We start from the raw sequence: 17744 nt of genomic DNA, 5'->3' as shown, positions 1-17744 counted from the left end.
GTACAAGAACAAATCGAGTGAACCCATGAACATGTACCATGATGCCGAACGTGCCCTGCTTGACCCGATGGAGACCGCCAGTGTCGACGAGCTGCGCCAGCACCAGTTGGAGCGCCTGCGCTGGAGCCTCAAGCACGCCCACGACAACGTCCCGCTGTACCAGAAGCGCTTCGCCGAGGCTGGTGTACACCCGGACGACCTGACCTCCCTGGACGATCTCGCCAAGTTCCCCTTCACCGGCAAGAACGACCTGCGCGACAACTACCCCTACGGCATGTTCGCCGTGCCGCAGAACGAGATCGTGCGCCTGCACGCCTCCAGCGGCACCACCGGCAAACCCACGGTGGTCGGCTACACGCAGAACGACATCGACACCTGGGCCAACGTGGTCGCGCGCTCCATCCGCGCCGCCGGCGGGCGCAAGGGTGACAAGGTGCATGTGTCCTACGGCTACGGCCTGTTCACCGGCGGCCTGGGTGCGCACTACGGCGCCGAGCGCCTGGGCTGCACCGTGATCCCGATGTCCGGCGGCCAGACCGAGAAGCAGGTCCAGCTGATCCGCGATTTCCAGCCGGACATCATCATGGTCACCCCGTCCTACATGCTCAACATCGCCGACGAGATCGAGCGCCAGGGCGTCGACCCGCACAGCCTCAAGCTGCGCCTGGGCATCTTCGGCGCCGAGCCGTGGACCGCCGAACTGCGCCGCGCCGTGGAAGAACGCATGGGCATCACCGCCCTGGACATCTACGGCCTTTCGGAAATCATGGGCCCGGGCGTGGCCATGGAGTGTGCCGAGACCAAGGACGGCCCGACCGTCTGGGAAGATCACTTCTACCCCGAGATCATCGACCCGACGACCGGCGCCGTGTTGCCGGACGGCCAGTACGGCGAGCTGGTGTTCACCTCGCTGTCGAAGGAAGCGCTGCCGATGATCCGCTACCGCACCCGCGACCTGACCCGCCTGCTGCCAGGCACCGCGCGGCCGATGCGGCGCATCGACAAGATCACCGGGCGCAGCGACGACATGCTGATCATCCGCGGCGTCAACGTCTTCCCGACCCAGGTCGAGGAACAGGTGCTGAAGATCAAGCAGCTCGCCGAGTGCTACGAGATCCACCTGCACCGCAATGGCAACCTCGACTGCATCGACGTCCACGTCGAGCTGCGCCACGACCAGCAGAACCTGTCGGCGGACGAACAGAAGGCCATCGGCAGCGAACTGGGCAAGCAGATCAAGACCCACATCGGCGTCAGCGCCCGCGTGCTGGTGCAGCCGAGCCACAGCCTCAAGCGTTCGGAAGGCAAGGCCTGCCACGTGTATGACAATCGGCCCAAGGGCTGATTCGCCGGCGTGACTGAAGGCCCCGCTTCGGCGGGGCTTTTTATCTTCCGAAGGAGTGATTTAGAACCTCGGCCCGCGCAATCACCCCTCACCCCAGCCCTCTCCCAAGGGGAGAGGGAGCAGTTCGCAACTGCCGGTTGGCTCGGCATTCCTCCTCACGCCGAACGGTCCCCTCTCCCTCTGGGAGAGGGTTAGGGTGAGGGAACGCCCAGCGCCCATCGCTCCCGCAACACGACAACCATCCGTCGCCCCGCCCTCCCTGCCTGTCGATCCTTCACACTGCCCTTCGACTATTCCTCAAAGGCAGGCGGCATCCGGCCGTCTGCCCAATCGCAGGAGAAGAGCGATGACCTATGTCGATGGTTTCCTCGTACCGGTGCCCACCGCCAGCCGTGAGCGCTACATCGAAGTGGCGCGCAAGGCGGCGGCGCTGTTCAAGGAGCATGGTGCACTGAGCGTCGTCGAGTGCTGGGGCGACGACGTGCCCGAGGGCAAGGTGACCTCCTTCCCCATGGCCGTGAAACGCAAGGACGACGAAACCGTGGTGTTCTCCTGGATCACCTGGCCGAGCAAGCAGGCGCGGGACGAAGGCATGAAGAAGTTCATGGAGGACGCCCGCATGAAAACCGACTTCAACGACATGCCCTTCGACGGGCAACGCATGATCTTTGGCGGCTTCCAGGTGATCGTCCAGGCCTGACGCCTGCCTCTCCCCACACGCGCTGCTCATTGTAGGACCGAGGGGGACGCCTAGTTCTTGCTCGCGAACCGCTCGACGCCTGGTCATCGGCAAGCATGGTTCGCGAGCAAGCTCGCTCCTACAACCCCTCCGAACCACTGCATATGATTCATTCATAAAAATACATTTGCGTATCACTTTGTCATCTTTCCGGTGAATGGCAGGCGCTTTTCACGCCCAGGCAAATACGCCGCAGAATTCCGATAAATTCCTGCAAAATTCTCACTTTTTACCGAATTAGCTCGGTGAATTGCGCTCCTTTGCGCGCCCGCCTGCTCCCAAAAGACCGCTAAAGCGATACACAATCCATTTACGACACATCATTTAGTGTTAGACATTTATTTCTGTATCATTTAAAACTACAGCCATGGCCAAGGCCGTCCCACGAACAAGACAAAAGGCTGGAGACACAGCATGTACGCACAACTGGTTGAGACCGGCGTGAAGCGCATCAAGGCGCTGGACGAGATGTCGCCGGAAGAACGCGCCTTCCAGGAAAAGATCGATGCCGAGATCAAGATCGAAGCAAAGAACTGGATGCCCGACGCCTACCGCCAGACGCTGATCCGGCAGATTTCCCAGCACGCCCATTCCGAGATCGTCGGCATGCTGCCCGAGGGCAACTGGGTGACCCGTGCGCCGACCCTGAAGCGCAAGCTGCAGCTGATGGCGAAGATCCAGGACGAAGCCGGCCACGGCCTGTACCTCTACAGCGCCATGGAAACCCTGGGCGCCGACCGTGATACCGAGATCGCCAAGCTGCATTCGGGCAAGGCAAAGTATTCGAGCATCTTCAACTACCCGACGCTGAACTGGGCCGACATGGGCGCGGTGGGTTGGCTGGTGGATGGTGCGGCGATCGTCAACCAGGTGGTGCTGCAGCGCACCTCCTACGGCCCCTACTCGCGCGCGATGATCCGCATCTGCAAGGAAGAGAGCTTCCACCAGCGCCAGGGTTACGAAATCCTCCTGACCATGATGCGCCACGGCAACCAGGCACAGAAGGACATGGTCCAGGACGCCATCAACCGCCTCTGGTGGCCGGCGCTGATGATGTTCGGCCCCAGCGACGCCGACTCCCCCAACAGCGCCCAGTCCATGGCCTGGAAGATCAAGCGGCAGAGTAACGACGAGCTGCGCCAGCGCTTCGTCGACCAGACCGTGCCGCAACTCGAACTGCTCGGCTGCACCGCCCCGGACCCGGACCTGAAGTGGAACGAGGAGCGCGGCCACTACGACTTCGGCGACATCCAGTGGGAAGAATTCTACGAAGTGCTCAAGGGCAACGGCCCGTGCAACACCGAGCGCGTCGCCACCCGCCGCAAAGCCATCGAAGACGGCGCCTGGGTCCGCGAAGCCGCGGTCGCCTACGCCCGCAAACAACAACAGAAGAAAGACGCCGCCTGAGCCGCGAGGAGAGAAAAGTCATGTCCGAGTGGACTTTGTTCGAAGTATTCGTGCGTAGCAAACACGGCCTGAACCACAAGCACGTTGGCAGCGTCCATGCCGCCGACGCCGCCATGGCCATCGAGAACGCCCGCGAGCTGTACACCCGCCGCAACGAAGGCGTGAGCCTGTGGGTCGTGCCCTCCGCGCTGATCACCGCCTCCTCCCCCGACGAGAAGGACCCGCTGTTCGACCCGGCGCAGGACAAGGTCTACCGCCACGCCAGCTTCTACGAGCTGCCGCCCGAAGTCGGCCACATGTGAGATCGCGTGCGATGAACCCGAATTCTGACAAGATCGAATACCTGCTGCGCCTCGCCGACAGCGCCCTGATCCAGGGCCAGCGCCTGTGCGAATGGTGCGGCCACGCCCCGGCCCTGGAAGAAGAGCTGGCGCTGATGAACGTCGGCCTCGACCTGGTGGGCCAGGCGCGCAACTGGTACGAGTACGCCGTGGAACTGCTGGACGACGGCCGCGACGCCGACCACCTGGCCTTCCGCCGCGACGAGCGCGCCTTCCGCAACCTCCTGCTGGTCGAGCAGCCCAACGGCGACTTCGCCGTGACCATCGCCAAGCAGTTCCTCTATGACGCCTGGCACTTCCATGTGCTGCACGCCCTGAGCAGCTGCAGCGACGAGCGTATCGCCGCCATCGCCGCCAAGGGCCTGAAGGAAGTCACCTACCACCTGCGCCGTTCCTCCGAGTGGATGCAGCGTCTGGGCGACGGCACCGAGGAAAGCCATGCGCGCATGCTCGCGGCGATCCCGCAGGTATGGCGCTTCACCGTCGAGCTCTGCCCCTCTCAAGAGCAGGCGGACGAAGTGGAACAGCGCCTGTTCGAAGCCGGGATCGCACCGAACCCGACTGAGCTGGCCAATGCCTGGAAGTCCAAGGTCGCCGACATCTTCGCCGCCGCGACCCTGCCGCTGCCGGAGCCTGCGGTGAACTTCTACCTCAGCGGCCGCCGCGGCCTGCACACCGAGCACCTGGGCATTCTCCTGGCCGAGATGCAGTTCCTCCAGCGGGCCTACCCCGATGCAACCTGGTGAGCTGATTACCAGCGATCGCGGCGCGCGCGCCGGCACGGCTGATGACCTCAGCCGCGCCTGGCACGTGCTCGGCGCGGTGATGGACCCGGAAGTGCCGGTGGTCAGCGTGGTCGACCTCGGCATCGTGCGCGGGCTCGACTGGCAGGACGGGCACCTGCACGTGGTGGTCACCCCGACCTACTCCGGCTGCCCGGCCACCGAAGTCATCGAGCAGGATATCCAGCACGCCCTGGAGCACGCCGGCTTCGCCGCGCCGCAACTGGAGCGGCGCCTGAGCCCGGCCTGGACCACCGACTGGATCAGCGACAGCGGCCGCCAGGCGCTGCGCGACTACGGCATCGCCCCGCCGGCCGGCAGCACCAGCAAGCGCAGCCTGCTTGGCGAGACCCCGGAAGTGCGCTGCCCGCAGTGCGGCAGCCTGCACACCGAGCAGCTCAGCCAGTTCGGCTCCACCGCCTGCAAGGCGCTGTACCGCTGCATCGACTGCCGCGAACCCTTCGATTACTTCAAGTGCATCTAGGAGGACGAAGACAAACCGCTGCGCTAAGCCACGCGTCGCTGAAAACGACTTCGAATTGCTCATTCACAGATGTGAACCCCGCTTCCGAAGCCGCTTCCGCCTCGCCTGACCTTCGCTCGCGACGTTTGTAGTCGCCCTCCGCGCGGTAGAACCGCAGGAGAACAACAATGAGCAAATTCCACAGCCTGAAAATCAAGGAAGTGCGCGCGGAAACCCGCGATGCCGTGTCCATCGCGTTCGACGTCCCGGCGGAGCTGGTCGACAGCTTCCGCTTCCAGCATGGCCAGCACCTGGTCATGCGCACCCAGCTCGACGGCGAGGAAGTGCGCCGCTCCTACTCCATCTGCAGCGGCGTGAATGACGGCGAGCTGCGCGTGGCGATCAAGCGCGTGCCGGGCGGGCGCTTCTCCGCCTACGCCAACGAGACGCTGAAGGTCGGCGCCAGCCTGGACGTCATGCCGCCAGCCGGCCACTTCAATGTCGAACTGGACCCGGCGCGCCACGGCAACTACCTGGCGGTCGCCGCCGGCAGCGGCATCACGCCGATCCTGTCGATCGTCAAGACCACCCTGGAAACCGAGCCGCACAGCCGCGTCACCCTGCTCTATGGCAACCGCTCCAGCAACGCCGCGATGTTCCGCGAGCAGCTCGAAGACCTGAAGAACCGCTACCTGCAGCGCCTCAACCTGATCTTCGTGTTCAGCCGCGAGCAGCAGGACGTCGACCTGTACAACGGCCGCATCGACGCCGACAAGTGTGGCCAACTGTTCAGCCGCTGGCTCGACGTGAAGAGCCTGGACGCTGCCTTCATCTGCGGCCCGCAGGCGATGACCGAGACCGTGCGCGACCAGCTCAAGGTCAACGGCATGCCGGCCGAGCGCATCCATTTCGAGCTGTTCGCCGCCGCCGGCAGCGAGAGCAAGCGCGAAGCCCGCCAGGCTGCCGCTGCCGTCAACAGCGCGAAGAGCCAGATCACCGTGATCAGCGACGGCCGCGAGCTGTCCTTCGAGCTGGCCCGCAACAGCGTCAGCGTGCTCGATGCCGGCAATGCCCAGGGCGCTGAACTGCCCTATTCCTGCAAGGCCGGCGTGTGCTCGACGTGCAAGTGCAAGGTGGTTTCCGGCGAGGTGGAAATGGACAGCAACTTCGCGCTGGAGGACTACGAAGTGGCAGCGGGCTACGTACTGAGCTGCCAGGCGTACCCGATCAGCGACAACGTCGTGCTCGATTTCGACCAGCTCTGATCTGGCCCTGCGCTCCTGCAGAAAGAATTCAGCTCCACCGCCAGCGCCCACAAGGCCCCTGGCGAACCTAATCCGGCGGCATCGTCCCGCCAATGAAGAATGCGCCGCCGACGCCCACCCGGCGCGGCGGTCACCGGCAGCAGCCGGCACCCTTGCGTAGCGATCCGGAGGACAACAACCATGGCCCAAGAGCCTATCCTGCAAAGTTTCATCGGCGGCCGCTGGGTCGGCCAGCATGGCGCCCAGGCGCTGCATAGCGCGCTCAACGGCCAGACCGTGGCGCGCACCCACGAGGAGGCGCTGGACTTCGCCGAAGCCGTCGCCCACGCCCGTGAGCAGGGCCTCAAGGAACTGATGTCCATGGACTTCCAGCAGCGCGCCCAGCGCCTGAAAGCCCTGGCGCTGTACCTCACCGAGCGCAAGGAACAGCTCTACGAGATTTCCCGCCACAGCGGCGCCACCCGCGCCGACAGCTGGATCGACATCGAAGGCGGCGCCGGCACCCTGTTCGCCTACGCCGGCGTCGGCGGCCGCGAGCTGCCCTCGGGCAACGTGGTCCACGAAGGCCCGGCCATGCCGCTGGGCAAGACCGGCAAGTTCGCCGGCAGCCACATCCTGGTGCCGCGCGGCGGCATCGCCGTGCACATCAACGCCTTCAACTTCCCGATCTGGGGGATGCTGGAGAAGTTCGCGCCGAGCTTCCTCGCCGGCATGCCGTGCATCGTCAAACCGGCCACCGCCACCAGCTACATCACCGAAGCCGCCGTGCGCCTGATGCACGAATCCGGCCTGCTCCCGGCCGGCAGCCTGCAACTGATCATCGGCGGCACCGGCGACCTGCTGGACCGCCTGCAGGGCCAGGACATCGTCACCTTCACCGGCTCCGCCGACACCGCCGCCAAGCTGCGCGTCAATTCAAACCTGATCCGTAACTCGGTGCCGTTCAACGCCGAGGCCGACTCGCTGAACTGCGCCATTCTCGCGCCGGACGTCACCCCGGACGACGAGGAATTCGACCTCTTCGTCAAGGAAGTGGCCCGCGAGATGACCGTCAAGGCCGGGCAGAAGTGCACCGCCATCCGCCGCGCCATCGTGCCCGCCAAGCACATCGACGCCGTTGCCGACCGCCTGCGCGAGCGCCTGGCCAAGGTCGTGGTCGGCGATCCCTCAGTGGACGGCGTGAAAATGGGCGCCCTGGCCTCCCATGCCCAGCAGGCCGACGTCGCCGAGCGCGTGGAAGCCCTGCTGAAATCCAGCGAACTGGTGTTCGGCGCGAAGGACGGCTTCGCCCCGCGCGGCGACGGCGTGGCCGAAGGCGCATTCTTCGCCCCGACCCTGCTGCGCAGCCGCGATCCGCACGCCGAAGGCGGCGCCCACGACATCGAGGCGTTCGGTCCGGTGACCACCCTGATGGCCTACGACGATATCGACGAAGCCGTCGCCCTCGCCGCTCGCGGCAAGGGCAGCCTGGTGGCGAGCCTGATCACCCGTGATCCGCAGGTCGCCGCCAAAGTCGTCCCGGTGATGGGCGCCCTGCACGGCCGCCTGCATATCCTCGACCGCGAATCCGCCGCCGAATCCACCGGCCACGGCTCGCCACTGCCGGTGCTCAAGCACGGCGGCCCGGGTCGCGCCGGCGGTGGTGAAGAACTGGGCGGCCTGCGCGCGGTGAAGCACTACCTGCAGCGCACCGCCGTACAGGGCTCGCCGAGCATGCTGATGGCCGTCACCGGCGAGTACGTGCGCGGCGCCAAGGTCTACGAGACCGAGGTGCATCCGTTCCGCCGCCACTTCGACGACCTGAAGATCGGCGAATCGCTGCTGACCCATCGCCGCACCGTCACCGAGGCCGACCTGGTCAACTTCGGCTGCCTGTCGGGCGACCACTTCTATATGCACTTCGACGAACTGGCGGCCAAGGACTCGCAGTTCGGCAAGCGCATCGCCCATGGCTACTTCGTGCTCTCGGCGGCGGCCGGCCTGTTCGTCTCGCCCGGCGTCGGCCCGGTGCTGGCCAACTACGGCCTGGACAGCCTGCGCTTCATCAACCCGGTGGGCATCGGCGACACCATCCAGGCGCGCCTGACCTGCAAGCGCAAGATCGACCAGGGCAAGAAGAGCCCCAAGGGCGAACCGCAGGGCGTGGTCGCCTGGGACGTGGAAGTCACCAACCAGCTCGGCGAACTGGTGGCCAGCTACGACATCCTCACCCTGGTGCTCAAGCGCGCGTGATGCGCTGAGCGCTCAACTCCGCTGCCATCTTCGACCGGCCTTCGGGCCGGTTTTTTCATGCCCGCGCGCTGCCGACATGCAGGCGCCAGCGGAGCCTCTCCGCTGCCAGGGCCCTACTGGTCGGGCGCCGCCACGGTGGTCATGCTCCTGCCATCCACCCGCCGCAGCGGCAGCGATTCAGGGTCGAACCCGTCGATGCAGCAGGCGTTCACGCTGAGCAGCGCCGGGTTGCTGCGGCGCTGGTGATAGACGTAGATCCCGCACGTTCCGCAGAAATAGTGCAGCGCCACGCCGCTGTTCCAGCGATACAGGCGCAAGGCCTGATCGCCGCGGGTCAGACGGAAGTTGCCCTTCGGCACGGTTGCCATCAGCGCGTTGCGCTTGCCGCACAACGAGCAGTCGCAGCGCACCAGTTCGTCGAGTTCCGCGTCGAAGGCGAAAGCCACCGCGCCGCAGTGGCAGGTGCCGGTGTAGTGCATGGCTGATTCCTCGTCACAAGTGCCCTTGATCACTGCCTGCAAGCGTAGACCCTCACCCTATTCGTGATTCAGGATCAACTATCCTTTGCCCTTCAACGCGTTTTTCTCAAGGGCTGACTTCCGGACAATGCCTCCCATCGCATCCCATTCGTCCGGAGCCCCCCACCATGCCCCTCGCCCTCCTGGCGCTGACGCTCAGTGCCTTCGCCATCGGCACGACGGAGTTCGTCATCGTCGGCCTGATTCCCACCATCGCCAGCGACCTGGGGGTCACCCTGCCCTCCGCCGGCCTGCTGGTGAGCCTCTACGCCCTGAGCGTCGCCATCGGCGCACCGCTGCTGACCGCCATGACCGGGCGCATTCCACGCAAGGCGTTGCTGGTCGGGTTGATGGCGCTGTTCACCGTCGGCAACCTGGTGGCCTGGCAGGCGCCCAGCTACGAATCGCTGATCGTCGCGCGCATCCTCACCGGCCTCGCCCACGGCGTGTTCTTCTCGGTCGGCTCGATCATCGCCACCAACCTGGTGAGCAAGGACAAGGCCGCCAGCGCGATCGCCACCATGTTCAGCGGCATGACCGTCGCCTTCGTCACCGGCATTCCGCTGGGTACCTTCATCGGCCAGCACCTGGGCTGGCGCGTGACCTTCCTGGTGGTGGCCGCCTTTGGCGTGATCGCCCTGCTCGGCAGCCTGCTGTTCGTGCCGAAGAACATCCAGCACACGCCGCCGGCTCCGCTGCTGCGCCAGGCCCGCGTGCTGCTGCAGCCGCGCCTGCTGCTGGTCTACGCGATGACCGCGGTGGGCTACGGCGGCTCGCTGATCGCTTTCACCTTCCTCGCGCCGATCCTCCAGGATCTGGCCGGTTTCAGCCCGAACATGGTCGGCGCCGTGCTCCTGGCCTACGGTGTCTCGGTAGCCATCGGCAATATCTGGGGCGGCCGCCTGGCTGACAAACGCGGTCCGGTGAGCGCCCTGAAGATCATCTTCGGCCTGCTGGCTTCGGTGCTGCTGGTGCTCACCTTCACCGCCGGCAACCCGTGGCTGGTGGTGTTGACCGTGCTCGCCTGGGGCGCCGTCGCCTTCGGCAACGTACCGGGTCTGCAGGTCTACGTGGTACAGCAGGCCGAGCGCGTGGCGCCGGACGCCGTGGACGTGGCCGCCGGCTTCAACATCGCCGCGTTCAACCTCGGCGTGGCCGGTGGCTCCTGGGCCGGCGGCCTGGTGGTCAGCCACCTGGGCCTGGGCCATACGCCCTGGATCGCCGCTGTCGTCACCCTCGCCGCCTTCGGCCTGACCGCCCTGAGCGGTCGTCTGGACCGGCGCAATTCCATGGAACCGGCCGCCCCTGGCGCGGTTCCCACTCACTGATCGACCACAAGGAGTTCTTCCATGAGCGTTCCCGCCTTCGGCCTCGGCACCTTCCGCCTCAAGGGCCAGACCGTCATCGACTCGATCCGCACTGCGCTGGACCTGGGTTACCGCGCCATCGACACCGCGCAGATCTACGGCAACGAAGCCGACGTCGGCGAAGCCATCGCCGGCAGCAAGGTAAAGCGCGACGATCTGTACCTGACCACCAAGATCTGGACCGAGAACTACGCCGCCGACAAGCTGATCCCCAGCCTCAAGGACAGCCTGCACAAGCTGCGTACCGACCGCGTCGAGCTGACCCTGATCCACTGGCCGTCGCCCAAGGGCCAGGTACCGGTCGCCGAGTTCATGGGCGCCCTGGCCGAAGCCAAGGCCCAGGGCCTGACCGGCGAGATCGGCGTGTCCAACTTCACCATCGCCCTGATGCAGGAGGCCATTGCCGCTGTCGGCGCCGGCCAGATCGCCACCAACCAGGTGGAACTGCACCCCTACCTGCAGAACCGCAAGGTGGTGGAGTTCGCCCAGAGCCAGGGCATCCACATCACCTCCTACATGACCCTGGGCTACGGCAAGGTGCTCAGCGACGAGGTGATCATCGGTATCGCCAAGCGCCACGGCGTCACGCCGGCGCAGGTCACCCTGGCCTGGGCGATGCAGCTGGGCTACTCGGTGATCCCGTCGTCCACCAAGCGCGAGAACCTCGAAGGCAACCTGCGCGCCGTCGACCTGCGCCTGACCGACGCCGACATGGCCGCCATCGCCGCACTGGAGCGCAACGAGCGCATCACCAGCCCGGAAAGCCTGGCCCCGGCCTGGGATTGATCCGCCGCTGACCGACAGCCGCCCCACCGGGGGCGGCTTTCCCGTTTCCAAGGAGTCTTCATGAGCGCTATCACTGCAGATTATGCCGCCTGGACCTGGACGCCCAGCGCCGGCCTCGATGGCCTGAAACAGGTGCGCCTACCGATTCCGCAGCCCGGTCCGGACGAGGTACTGGTGGCCAACACCGCTATCGCGCTGAATCCGGTGGACTGGAAGATGATCGACTGGGGCCGCGACGACTGGCAGCAAGGCCAGGTACCTGGCGTGGATGGTGTCGGCATCGTCATTGCGGTGGGCAGCGAAGTGAACCTGCGCGCCGGCGCCCGCGTCGCCTACCACCAGGCGCTGACCCGTGGCGGCAGCTTTGCCGAGTACACCCTGCTGCGCGCCCGTGCTGTCTACCCGGTGCCCGATTCGCTGGACGACGCCACCGCCGCCAGCCTGCCCTGCCCCGGCCTCACGGCCTGGCAAGCACTGAATAAGCTGCCGGCCTGCAACCACCGCGATGTGCTGGTGACCGGCGCCGGTGGTGCGGTCGGCTATCTGCTCGCGCAACTGGCGCTGCAACGTGGGCTGCGCGTGTGGGTGACCGCGGCGCCGAAACACCGCGAACACCTGCTGCAACTGGGTATCGCCGGGGTCTTCGACTACCGCGACGGGCAGTGGTCCCAGCACCTGCGCGAAGCCCTCGGCCCGCGCCGCCTGCAGGGCATCTTCGATACCGTCAGCGGCAACCACGCCGCCAGCCTCGCCCCGCTGCTGGGCTACAACGGCCACCTGGTATGCATTCAGGACCGCCAGGAAAACGCTCCGCTGCCAGCCTTCAGCACTGCCATCTCGCTGCACGAAGTGGCGCTCAACAGCATCCATGCCCACGGCGAAGCGCTGGACTGGCAGGAGCTGCACCAGGCGGCAGCGAGCCTGATGCAGGGCGTCGCCAGCGGCCAGTTGCAGGCGCCAGCGAAGCAGTTGTTCGACTTCGCCGAACTGCCCGAAGCGCTGCGGCGCTTGAAGTCCGGCGAAGGCAGCGGTAAATGGATCAGTCTGCTGCCGGCGCCGATGGTCGTTGCCTGACCAGAGCGCTGCGGGCGAAAGCGGAACTCCCATTTCGCAGGACGAACACGTCCTACAAAGACACTCCCCGGGCAAACACACAGGAGAACAACATGGATCTGGGCATCAAGGGCCGCTGGGCCGTGGTCTGCGCCGCCAGCAAGGGGCTGGGCAAGGGTTGCGCCGTGGCGTTGGCCCGCGAGGGCGTGAACCTGGCGATCAACGCCCGCGACGTCGATACCCTCGCCGCTACCGCCGCCGAGCTGCGCCAACTGGGCGTGGAAGTGCGCGAAGTGGCCGGCGACATCAGCCAGCCGGAGGTGCGTGCCGCGCTGCTCGCCGCCTGCCCGCAGGTGGACATCCTGGTGAACAATGCTGGCGGCCCGCCACCCGGCGATTTCCGCGACTGGGAACGCGAAGACTGGCTGCGCGCCCTGGAGCTGAACATGCTCACGCCCATCGAGCTGATCAAGGCCACGGTGGACGGCATGGCCGAGCGCGGTTTCGGCCGCATCGTCAACATCACGTCCGGCTCGGTGAAGGCGCCAATCGCCACTCTCGGGCTGTCCAACGGAGCGCGCAGCGGCCTGACCGGCTTCGTCGCCGGCCTGGCACGCCAACCGCAGGTGGCGGGCAGGAACGTGACCATCAACGGCCTGCTGCCCGGCTCCTTCGATACCGATCGCCTGCGCAGCGGCTTCCACCGCGCCGCCCAGCTGAGCGGGCGCGATGAAGATGAGCTGGTGGAGACCGGCAAGCAGGAAATCCCCGCCGGGCGCTTCGGCAGCGCGGAAGAATTCGGCCAGTTCTGCGCCTTTCTGTGCAGCGCACAGGCCGGCTACCTGACCGGGCAGAACCTGTTGCTCGATGGCGGCGCTTATCCGGGAACCTACTGACGGCGCCACCCTATAGGAGCGAGCTTGCTCGCGAACCGCATCGCAGCCAAGGTTGGTTCGCGAGCAAGCTCGCTCCTGCAAAAGCCAGCCGCTACCATCCACCCCGCCGCTCCCGAACAGGCCCACCGATGAAAGCCCACTCCGACGAACTCAAGACCTTCGCCACGGTGATCGACTGCGGCTCCATCACCGCCGCCGCCGAGCAACTGGGGCTGACGCCCTCGGCCGTGAGCCGGGCATTGTCGAAGCTGGAGGAGAAACTCGGCACCACCCTGCTCAACCGCACCACGCGACGGATGAAGCTGACCGAGGAAGGCGAGTTCTTCCTGGAGAACGCCCGGCACATCCTCGAACAGATGGATGCCCTGGAAGAGCGCCTGGCCCTGCGCCAGCAATCCCCGGCCGGACGCCTGCGGATCAACGCTGCCTCGCCCTTCATGCTGCACGCCGTGGTGCCGCATATCGGTGCCTTCCGCGAGCGCTACCCGGACATCGAGCTGCAGCTCAATACCAACGACCTCAACATCGACCTGCTGGAGCAGAGCACCGACATCGCCATCCGCATCGGCCACCTCGCCGACTCCAGCCTGCACGCGCGCCCCCTGGGCAGCAGCCGGCTGAACCTGCTGGCGGCGCCGCAGTACCTGGAGCGCCACGGGACGCCGGGCAACCTGGAAGAGCTGCTCGGCCACTCGCTGCTGGGCTTCACCCAGCCCGAAGCGCTGAACATCTGGCCGATCCGTCACGCTGGTGGCGATACCCTGACCATCAATCCGTCGCTGTCCGCCTCCAGCGGCGAGACCCTGCGCCAACTGGCCATCGGTGGCCAGGGCATCGCCTGCCTCGCCAGCTTCATGACCTGCGACGACATCCGTGCCGGGCGGCTGGTACGAGTGCTGCCGGAGCTGACCAGTGAGCGTCGCCAGCCAATCCACGCGGTGTACTACCGCAACTCGCAACTGGCGTTGCGTATCCAGTGTTTCCTCGACTTCATCCAGGAGCGCCTGGCGCAGTCCCTGCACGCCACCGGCTGACCTAAGAAATTTCCCACAGCTGGAAAACCTCGACCACACTGAACAGGGTTCGCGACGCACCGCATCGACGGGCGTCCTCCCGCCAAGATCGAGGGCCCGGCATGTCACCCATGCTGCTGTACCTGCGCGCCATCATCCATCCCGGCCGCGACACCCTGCTGTTTGCCCTGCGCACCGTAGTCGCGGGCCTGCTGACGCTGTACCTGGCGTTCCTGCTCGACCTCGACCAGCCCAAGTGGGCGACCATGACGGTCGTCATCATCAGCACCCCGCTGGCCGGCATGACGCTGCAGAAGAGCTTCGCCCAGGTGATCGGCACCACCATCGGCGCCATGGTCGCGGTGGCGATCATGGCGCTGTTCCCCCAGGCGCCCCTGCCCTTCATCGTCACCCTGGCGCTGTGGCTGGCGATCTGCACGGCCGGCGGCACGCTGATGCGCTTCACACATTCCCATGCCTTCGTGCTCAGCGGCTTCACCGCTGTGATAGTCGCCCTGCTGGCCCAGCCGGCGCCCGAATCCACCTACACCCTGGCCATCACCCGCGTCACCGAGACCTTGCTCGGCGTCGCCTGCGTCACTCTGGTCAGCCTGTTCTTCGCTCGCCCACAGAGCGTAGCTCGGGGGTATTTCGCCAAGGTCGACCAACTGATCCGCTTGATCGCCGTGCATGCCGCTGCGGTGATCCGCGGCGAGGAGCCGGAAGAGGACTTCCAGCAAAGGCAGAAGCAACTGCTGGGCGAGATCGCCGCCCTGGAAATGTTGCGCCGCCACCTGTATTTCGACGCCCCGCGCCTGCGCGGCGCCAACGAACTGGTGCAGCAACTGGCCAACCAGCTGGTGCTGATGACCTCGCGCCTGGCCATTCTGCGGCGCCAGCGCAAGCTGATCGAAGCCCGGCTGACCGGCCCGCTGCCCGAATCCGTGCGACGGCTGCGCGAAGACGAACTGGCCTGTCTGGAGGAACTGGCCGAATTCGGTCGCTCCCTGCCCAATACCACTCGCCGACGCATCACCCAGCTGCGCCAGCGCTTCGACGCTGCTGCGCGGCAGGCCGAGGAGCTGGCCGACGGGCTGCCCGCCTCGCTGCGCTCGCTGGCCTGGGCACTGCGATTCGAACAGGCGCGGCTGATGCAGCAGCTGGACGAGATGATCGAGCTCAGCGAAGCCATCCAGGAAGGCCGACCCGGCAGCAGCACCTACCGGCAGAGCCAGGCCCAGGCGCTGCACCTGGACTTCCACCTCGCCGCGATGAACGCCACCCGCGCCTTCGTCGCGCTGTGCTGCGCCGGCTGGATCTGGGTGGAAACCGCCTGGGACGGCGCCCGCGCCGGGATGATCCTGATCGGCATCCTCTGCTCCCTGCTGGCCACCTTCCCGCGCCCGCTCATGGCCAGCCTGGCGTACATGCGCGGGCTGGCTATGGCGCTGGTGGCGGCGGCGTTGCTGCAATTCCTTCTGCTACCCAGCGTCGGCGACTTCGAGATGCTCGCACTGTTCCTCACGCCGCTGCTGTACGTGATCGCGGTGGGCCTGGCCAATCCGCAGACCGCCGGGATCGGCATCGGCCTGGGGCTGTCAACCTTCCTGCTGGTGGGCCCGCAGAACCAGGGCGCGTGGATCAACACGTCGCTGCAATGGTTCGAGTTCGCCGGTGGCTATGTCAGCGCCGGCGTGCTGGCGCTGCTGGTGTACGCCTGGGTGTTCCCCTTCGACGCCGACGCCCGCCTGCGCCGCCAGTCGCGGCGGACCCGCGCCGAGGTGCGCTCGGTGCTGCTGTCCAAACCCAGCGAGGCGCGCCGCTTCCTGTTCGAGAGCCGCATGGTGGATCGCCTGGCAATCATGCTCGGGCTGCTGCCGGCGGCGCGCGACAGCCAGTCCGGCGAGCGCTTCCAGTGCAGCCTGGCGAGCATGACCCTGGGCGTGGTGCTGCACCAGTTGCGCCGCGAGAGCCTCAACCCCGGCGGCCTGCCGCAAACCCTGCGCGCCCGACTGTCGCTGCTGCTGGATGAGCTCGCCGCCTGCCTCGACCAGCCACCCGCCGCCCCGCTGCACCGGGTGCTGCCGGCGATGCGCGAGCTGGGAAATGAGCTGGACGAGCTGCAGAGCCTCGGCAGCTACCCCAGCGGCGACGCCATGCGCCCGGTGTTCGTCAGCGGCGTGGCGCTGCTGGTGGCCGCCGATCTGCTGGAGCGCTTCCGCGACCTTTACGGCGAATCCACCGCCTTCCACGACGACCCTGGGGAACCCGCGCTGCATGCCCGTTGATATCGAATTGGGCGGGGTCTACCTGCCGCCGCTGGCCCAGGCCCTGCTGCTGGCCTTGCCGATCTTCCTGCTGCTGGACTGGAGCCTGCGCCGACTCGGCGTGTTGCGCCTGGTCTGGCACGAGGCGCTGTTCGAAGGAGCGCTCTACGCCTGCCTCTGTGCCGGCCTGATCCTGCTCATGGGAGCCCTGCACTGAATGGCCGGCCTGCGCAAAGCCCTACCGCCGCTGATCACCCTGGCCGTCGTGGCGCTCGCCCTGGTCCTCGGCTTCTTCGCCTGGACCTACTACACCCGTGCGCCCTGGACCCGCGACGCCCGGGTGCGTGCCGACGTGGTGACGGTCTCGGCCGACGTCACCGGGCGCATCGTCGAATTGCGGGTGAAGGACAACCAGCACGTCAGCAAGGGCGACCTGTTGCTGAGCATCGACCCGGCGCGCTACGAGCTGGCGGTATTGCACGCCGATCGCGCGGTGGAAGTCGCCCGCGCCGCGCTCGGCCAGTCCCAGGCCGCCATCGCTGCCAACCAGGCGCTGCTGCGTCAGCGGCAGAGCGAGGAAGTCCGCCGCAAGGCGCTCAAGGCCCGCTCGGCAATCTCCAACGAGGAGTGGGAGAAGGCTCACACCGACGTCACCGTGGCCGAGGCGCAACTGCTGCGCGAGCAAGCCAACCTGGGGCTGGCGCAAGCCAATGTCAGCCTCGCCGAGGCCGCGCAGAAACAGGCCCGCCTCGATCTGGAACGCACCCAGGTGGTGGCGCCGGTGAACGGCTACGTGACCAACCTGCTGACTCGCGCCGGCGACTACGCCACCGCCGGCCACTCGCTGGTGGCGCTGGTGGACAGCGATTCCTTCTACGTCGGCGGCTACTTCGAGGAAACCAAGCTGCCGCGCATCCGCGAGGGCGACGCGGTGAACGTGCAACTGATGAGCGGCGAGCGCTTCGCCGGCCGCGTCGAAAGCATCGCATTCGCCATCACCGACCGCGAGAACGCCCCCGGTGCGCGCCTGCTGGCGAACATCAACCCGAGCTACACCTGGGTCAAACTGGCCCAGCGCATCCCGGTACGCATCGCCATCGCCCCGGACTACAAGGGCCGTGACCGCCTGCGCGCCGGCACCACCGCCACCGTCAGCGTGGTCGAAAGCCCTCGTTAGACTCGATCTTCCGATGGGCAGGCGGAACTTTCATCAGCGCCTCGTCATCAACCCATCGCGTGATTGTCACCCGCCCGGTGCAACATGCGCCCA

Annotated in this window: 17 protein-coding genes; 16 read left to right on the top strand and 1 reads right to left on the bottom strand. The window is 66.6% G+C overall.

Features of this window, described 5'->3' with window-relative positions:
- The first annotated feature begins 25 nt into the window (after positions 1-25).
- The 8 genes from paaK to paaZ all read left to right on the top strand — a co-directional run bounded on the left by paaK (position 26) and on the right by paaZ (position 8574).
- Positions 26-1345 (top strand): phenylacetate--CoA ligase PaaK, encoded by a 1320-nt coding sequence (paaK, locus tag PNI01S_RS22785; RefSeq protein WP_084359265.1) that lies wholly within the window; start codon positions 26-28, stop codon positions 1343-1345.
- A gap of 346 nt (positions 1346-1691) precedes the next feature.
- Positions 1692-2045 (top strand): DUF1428 domain-containing protein, encoded by a 354-nt coding sequence (locus PNI01S_RS22780; RefSeq protein ID WP_084359263.1) that lies wholly within the window; start codon positions 1692-1694, stop codon positions 2043-2045.
- A gap of 453 nt (positions 2046-2498) precedes the next feature.
- Positions 2499-3491: a 1,2-phenylacetyl-CoA epoxidase subunit PaaA gene (paaA, locus tag PNI01S_RS22775; protein ID WP_024764427.1), complete on the top strand. Its 993-nt coding sequence runs from the start codon at positions 2499-2501 to the stop codon at positions 3489-3491.
- Between the two features lie 20 nt (positions 3492-3511).
- Positions 3512-3793, top strand: coding sequence for a 1,2-phenylacetyl-CoA epoxidase subunit PaaB (gene paaB, locus PNI01S_RS22770; protein WP_024764426.1), 282 nt, complete (start codon positions 3512-3514; stop codon positions 3791-3793).
- A gap of 11 nt (positions 3794-3804) precedes the next feature.
- Entirely contained in the window at positions 3805-4578 is a 774-nt protein-coding gene (paaC, locus tag PNI01S_RS22765) for a 1,2-phenylacetyl-CoA epoxidase subunit PaaC (protein WP_084359261.1), read from the top strand.
- Positions 4565-5098, top strand: coding sequence for a 1,2-phenylacetyl-CoA epoxidase subunit PaaD (paaD, locus tag PNI01S_RS22760; protein WP_084359259.1), 534 nt, complete (start codon positions 4565-4567; stop codon positions 5096-5098). Before paaC ends, paaD begins: the two co-directional genes overlap by 14 nt.
- A gap of 167 nt (positions 5099-5265) precedes the next feature.
- The gene (gene paaE, locus PNI01S_RS22755) at positions 5266-6342 is read left to right on the top strand and encodes a 1,2-phenylacetyl-CoA epoxidase subunit PaaE (RefSeq protein WP_084359257.1); all 1077 of its coding nucleotides are present in this window, start codon (positions 5266-5268) and stop codon (positions 6340-6342) included.
- Between the two features lie 180 nt (positions 6343-6522).
- Positions 6523-8574 (top strand): phenylacetic acid degradation bifunctional protein PaaZ, encoded by a 2052-nt coding sequence (gene paaZ, locus PNI01S_RS22750; RefSeq protein WP_084359255.1) that lies wholly within the window; start codon positions 6523-6525, stop codon positions 8572-8574.
- A gap of 113 nt (positions 8575-8687) precedes the next feature.
- On the opposite strand, the gene PNI01S_RS22745 is transcribed toward paaZ, so the two are convergent.
- Complete coding sequence (locus PNI01S_RS22745; RefSeq protein WP_037010547.1) at positions 8688-9053, bottom strand: GFA family protein; 366 nt, start codon at positions 9051-9053, stop codon at positions 8688-8690.
- A gap of 167 nt (positions 9054-9220) precedes the next feature.
- On the opposite strand from PNI01S_RS22745, the gene PNI01S_RS22740 reads away from it, so the two are divergent.
- From PNI01S_RS22740 to PNI01S_RS22705, 8 genes are all read left to right on the top strand, one after another.
- Positions 9221-10420, top strand: coding sequence for an MFS transporter (locus tag PNI01S_RS22740; RefSeq protein WP_024764420.1), 1200 nt, complete (start codon positions 9221-9223; stop codon positions 10418-10420).
- A 21-nt stretch (positions 10421-10441) separates the two neighbouring features.
- Positions 10442-11245, top strand: a complete 804-nt coding sequence (gene dkgB / locus PNI01S_RS22735) for a 2,5-didehydrogluconate reductase DkgB (RefSeq protein WP_065085221.1) — start codon at positions 10442-10444, stop codon at positions 11243-11245.
- Between the two features lie 69 nt (positions 11246-11314).
- Complete coding sequence (locus PNI01S_RS22730; protein WP_169891283.1) at positions 11315-12319, top strand: zinc-binding dehydrogenase; 1005 nt, start codon at positions 11315-11317, stop codon at positions 12317-12319.
- 92 nt (positions 12320-12411) lie between these two features.
- Positions 12412-13194, top strand: a complete 783-nt coding sequence (locus PNI01S_RS22725; protein WP_084359251.1) for an SDR family oxidoreductase — start codon at positions 12412-12414, stop codon at positions 13192-13194.
- A gap of 128 nt (positions 13195-13322) precedes the next feature.
- Entirely contained in the window at positions 13323-14228 is a 906-nt protein-coding gene (locus PNI01S_RS22720; protein WP_024764416.1) for a LysR family transcriptional regulator, read from the top strand.
- A gap of 101 nt (positions 14229-14329) precedes the next feature.
- Complete coding sequence (locus PNI01S_RS22715) at positions 14330-16495, top strand: FUSC family protein (protein WP_084359249.1); 2166 nt, start codon at positions 14330-14332, stop codon at positions 16493-16495.
- Positions 16485-16691: a DUF1656 domain-containing protein gene (locus PNI01S_RS22710; protein WP_037010560.1), complete on the top strand. Its 207-nt coding sequence runs from the start codon at positions 16485-16487 to the stop codon at positions 16689-16691. Before PNI01S_RS22715 ends, PNI01S_RS22710 begins: the two co-directional genes overlap by 11 nt.
- Entirely contained in the window at positions 16692-17651 is a 960-nt protein-coding gene (locus PNI01S_RS22705; RefSeq protein WP_084359247.1) for an HlyD family secretion protein, read from the top strand.
- The last annotated feature ends 93 nt before the right edge of the window (positions 17652-17744 follow it).

The sequence above is a fragment of the Pseudomonas nitroreducens NBRC 12694 genome (assembly GCF_002091755.1).
Classification (GTDB): domain Bacteria; phylum Pseudomonadota; class Gammaproteobacteria; order Pseudomonadales; family Pseudomonadaceae; genus Pseudomonas; species Pseudomonas nitroreducens.
Note: the sequence above shows the minus strand (reverse complement) of the source record. Positions and strands in the feature narration are given on the sequence as shown.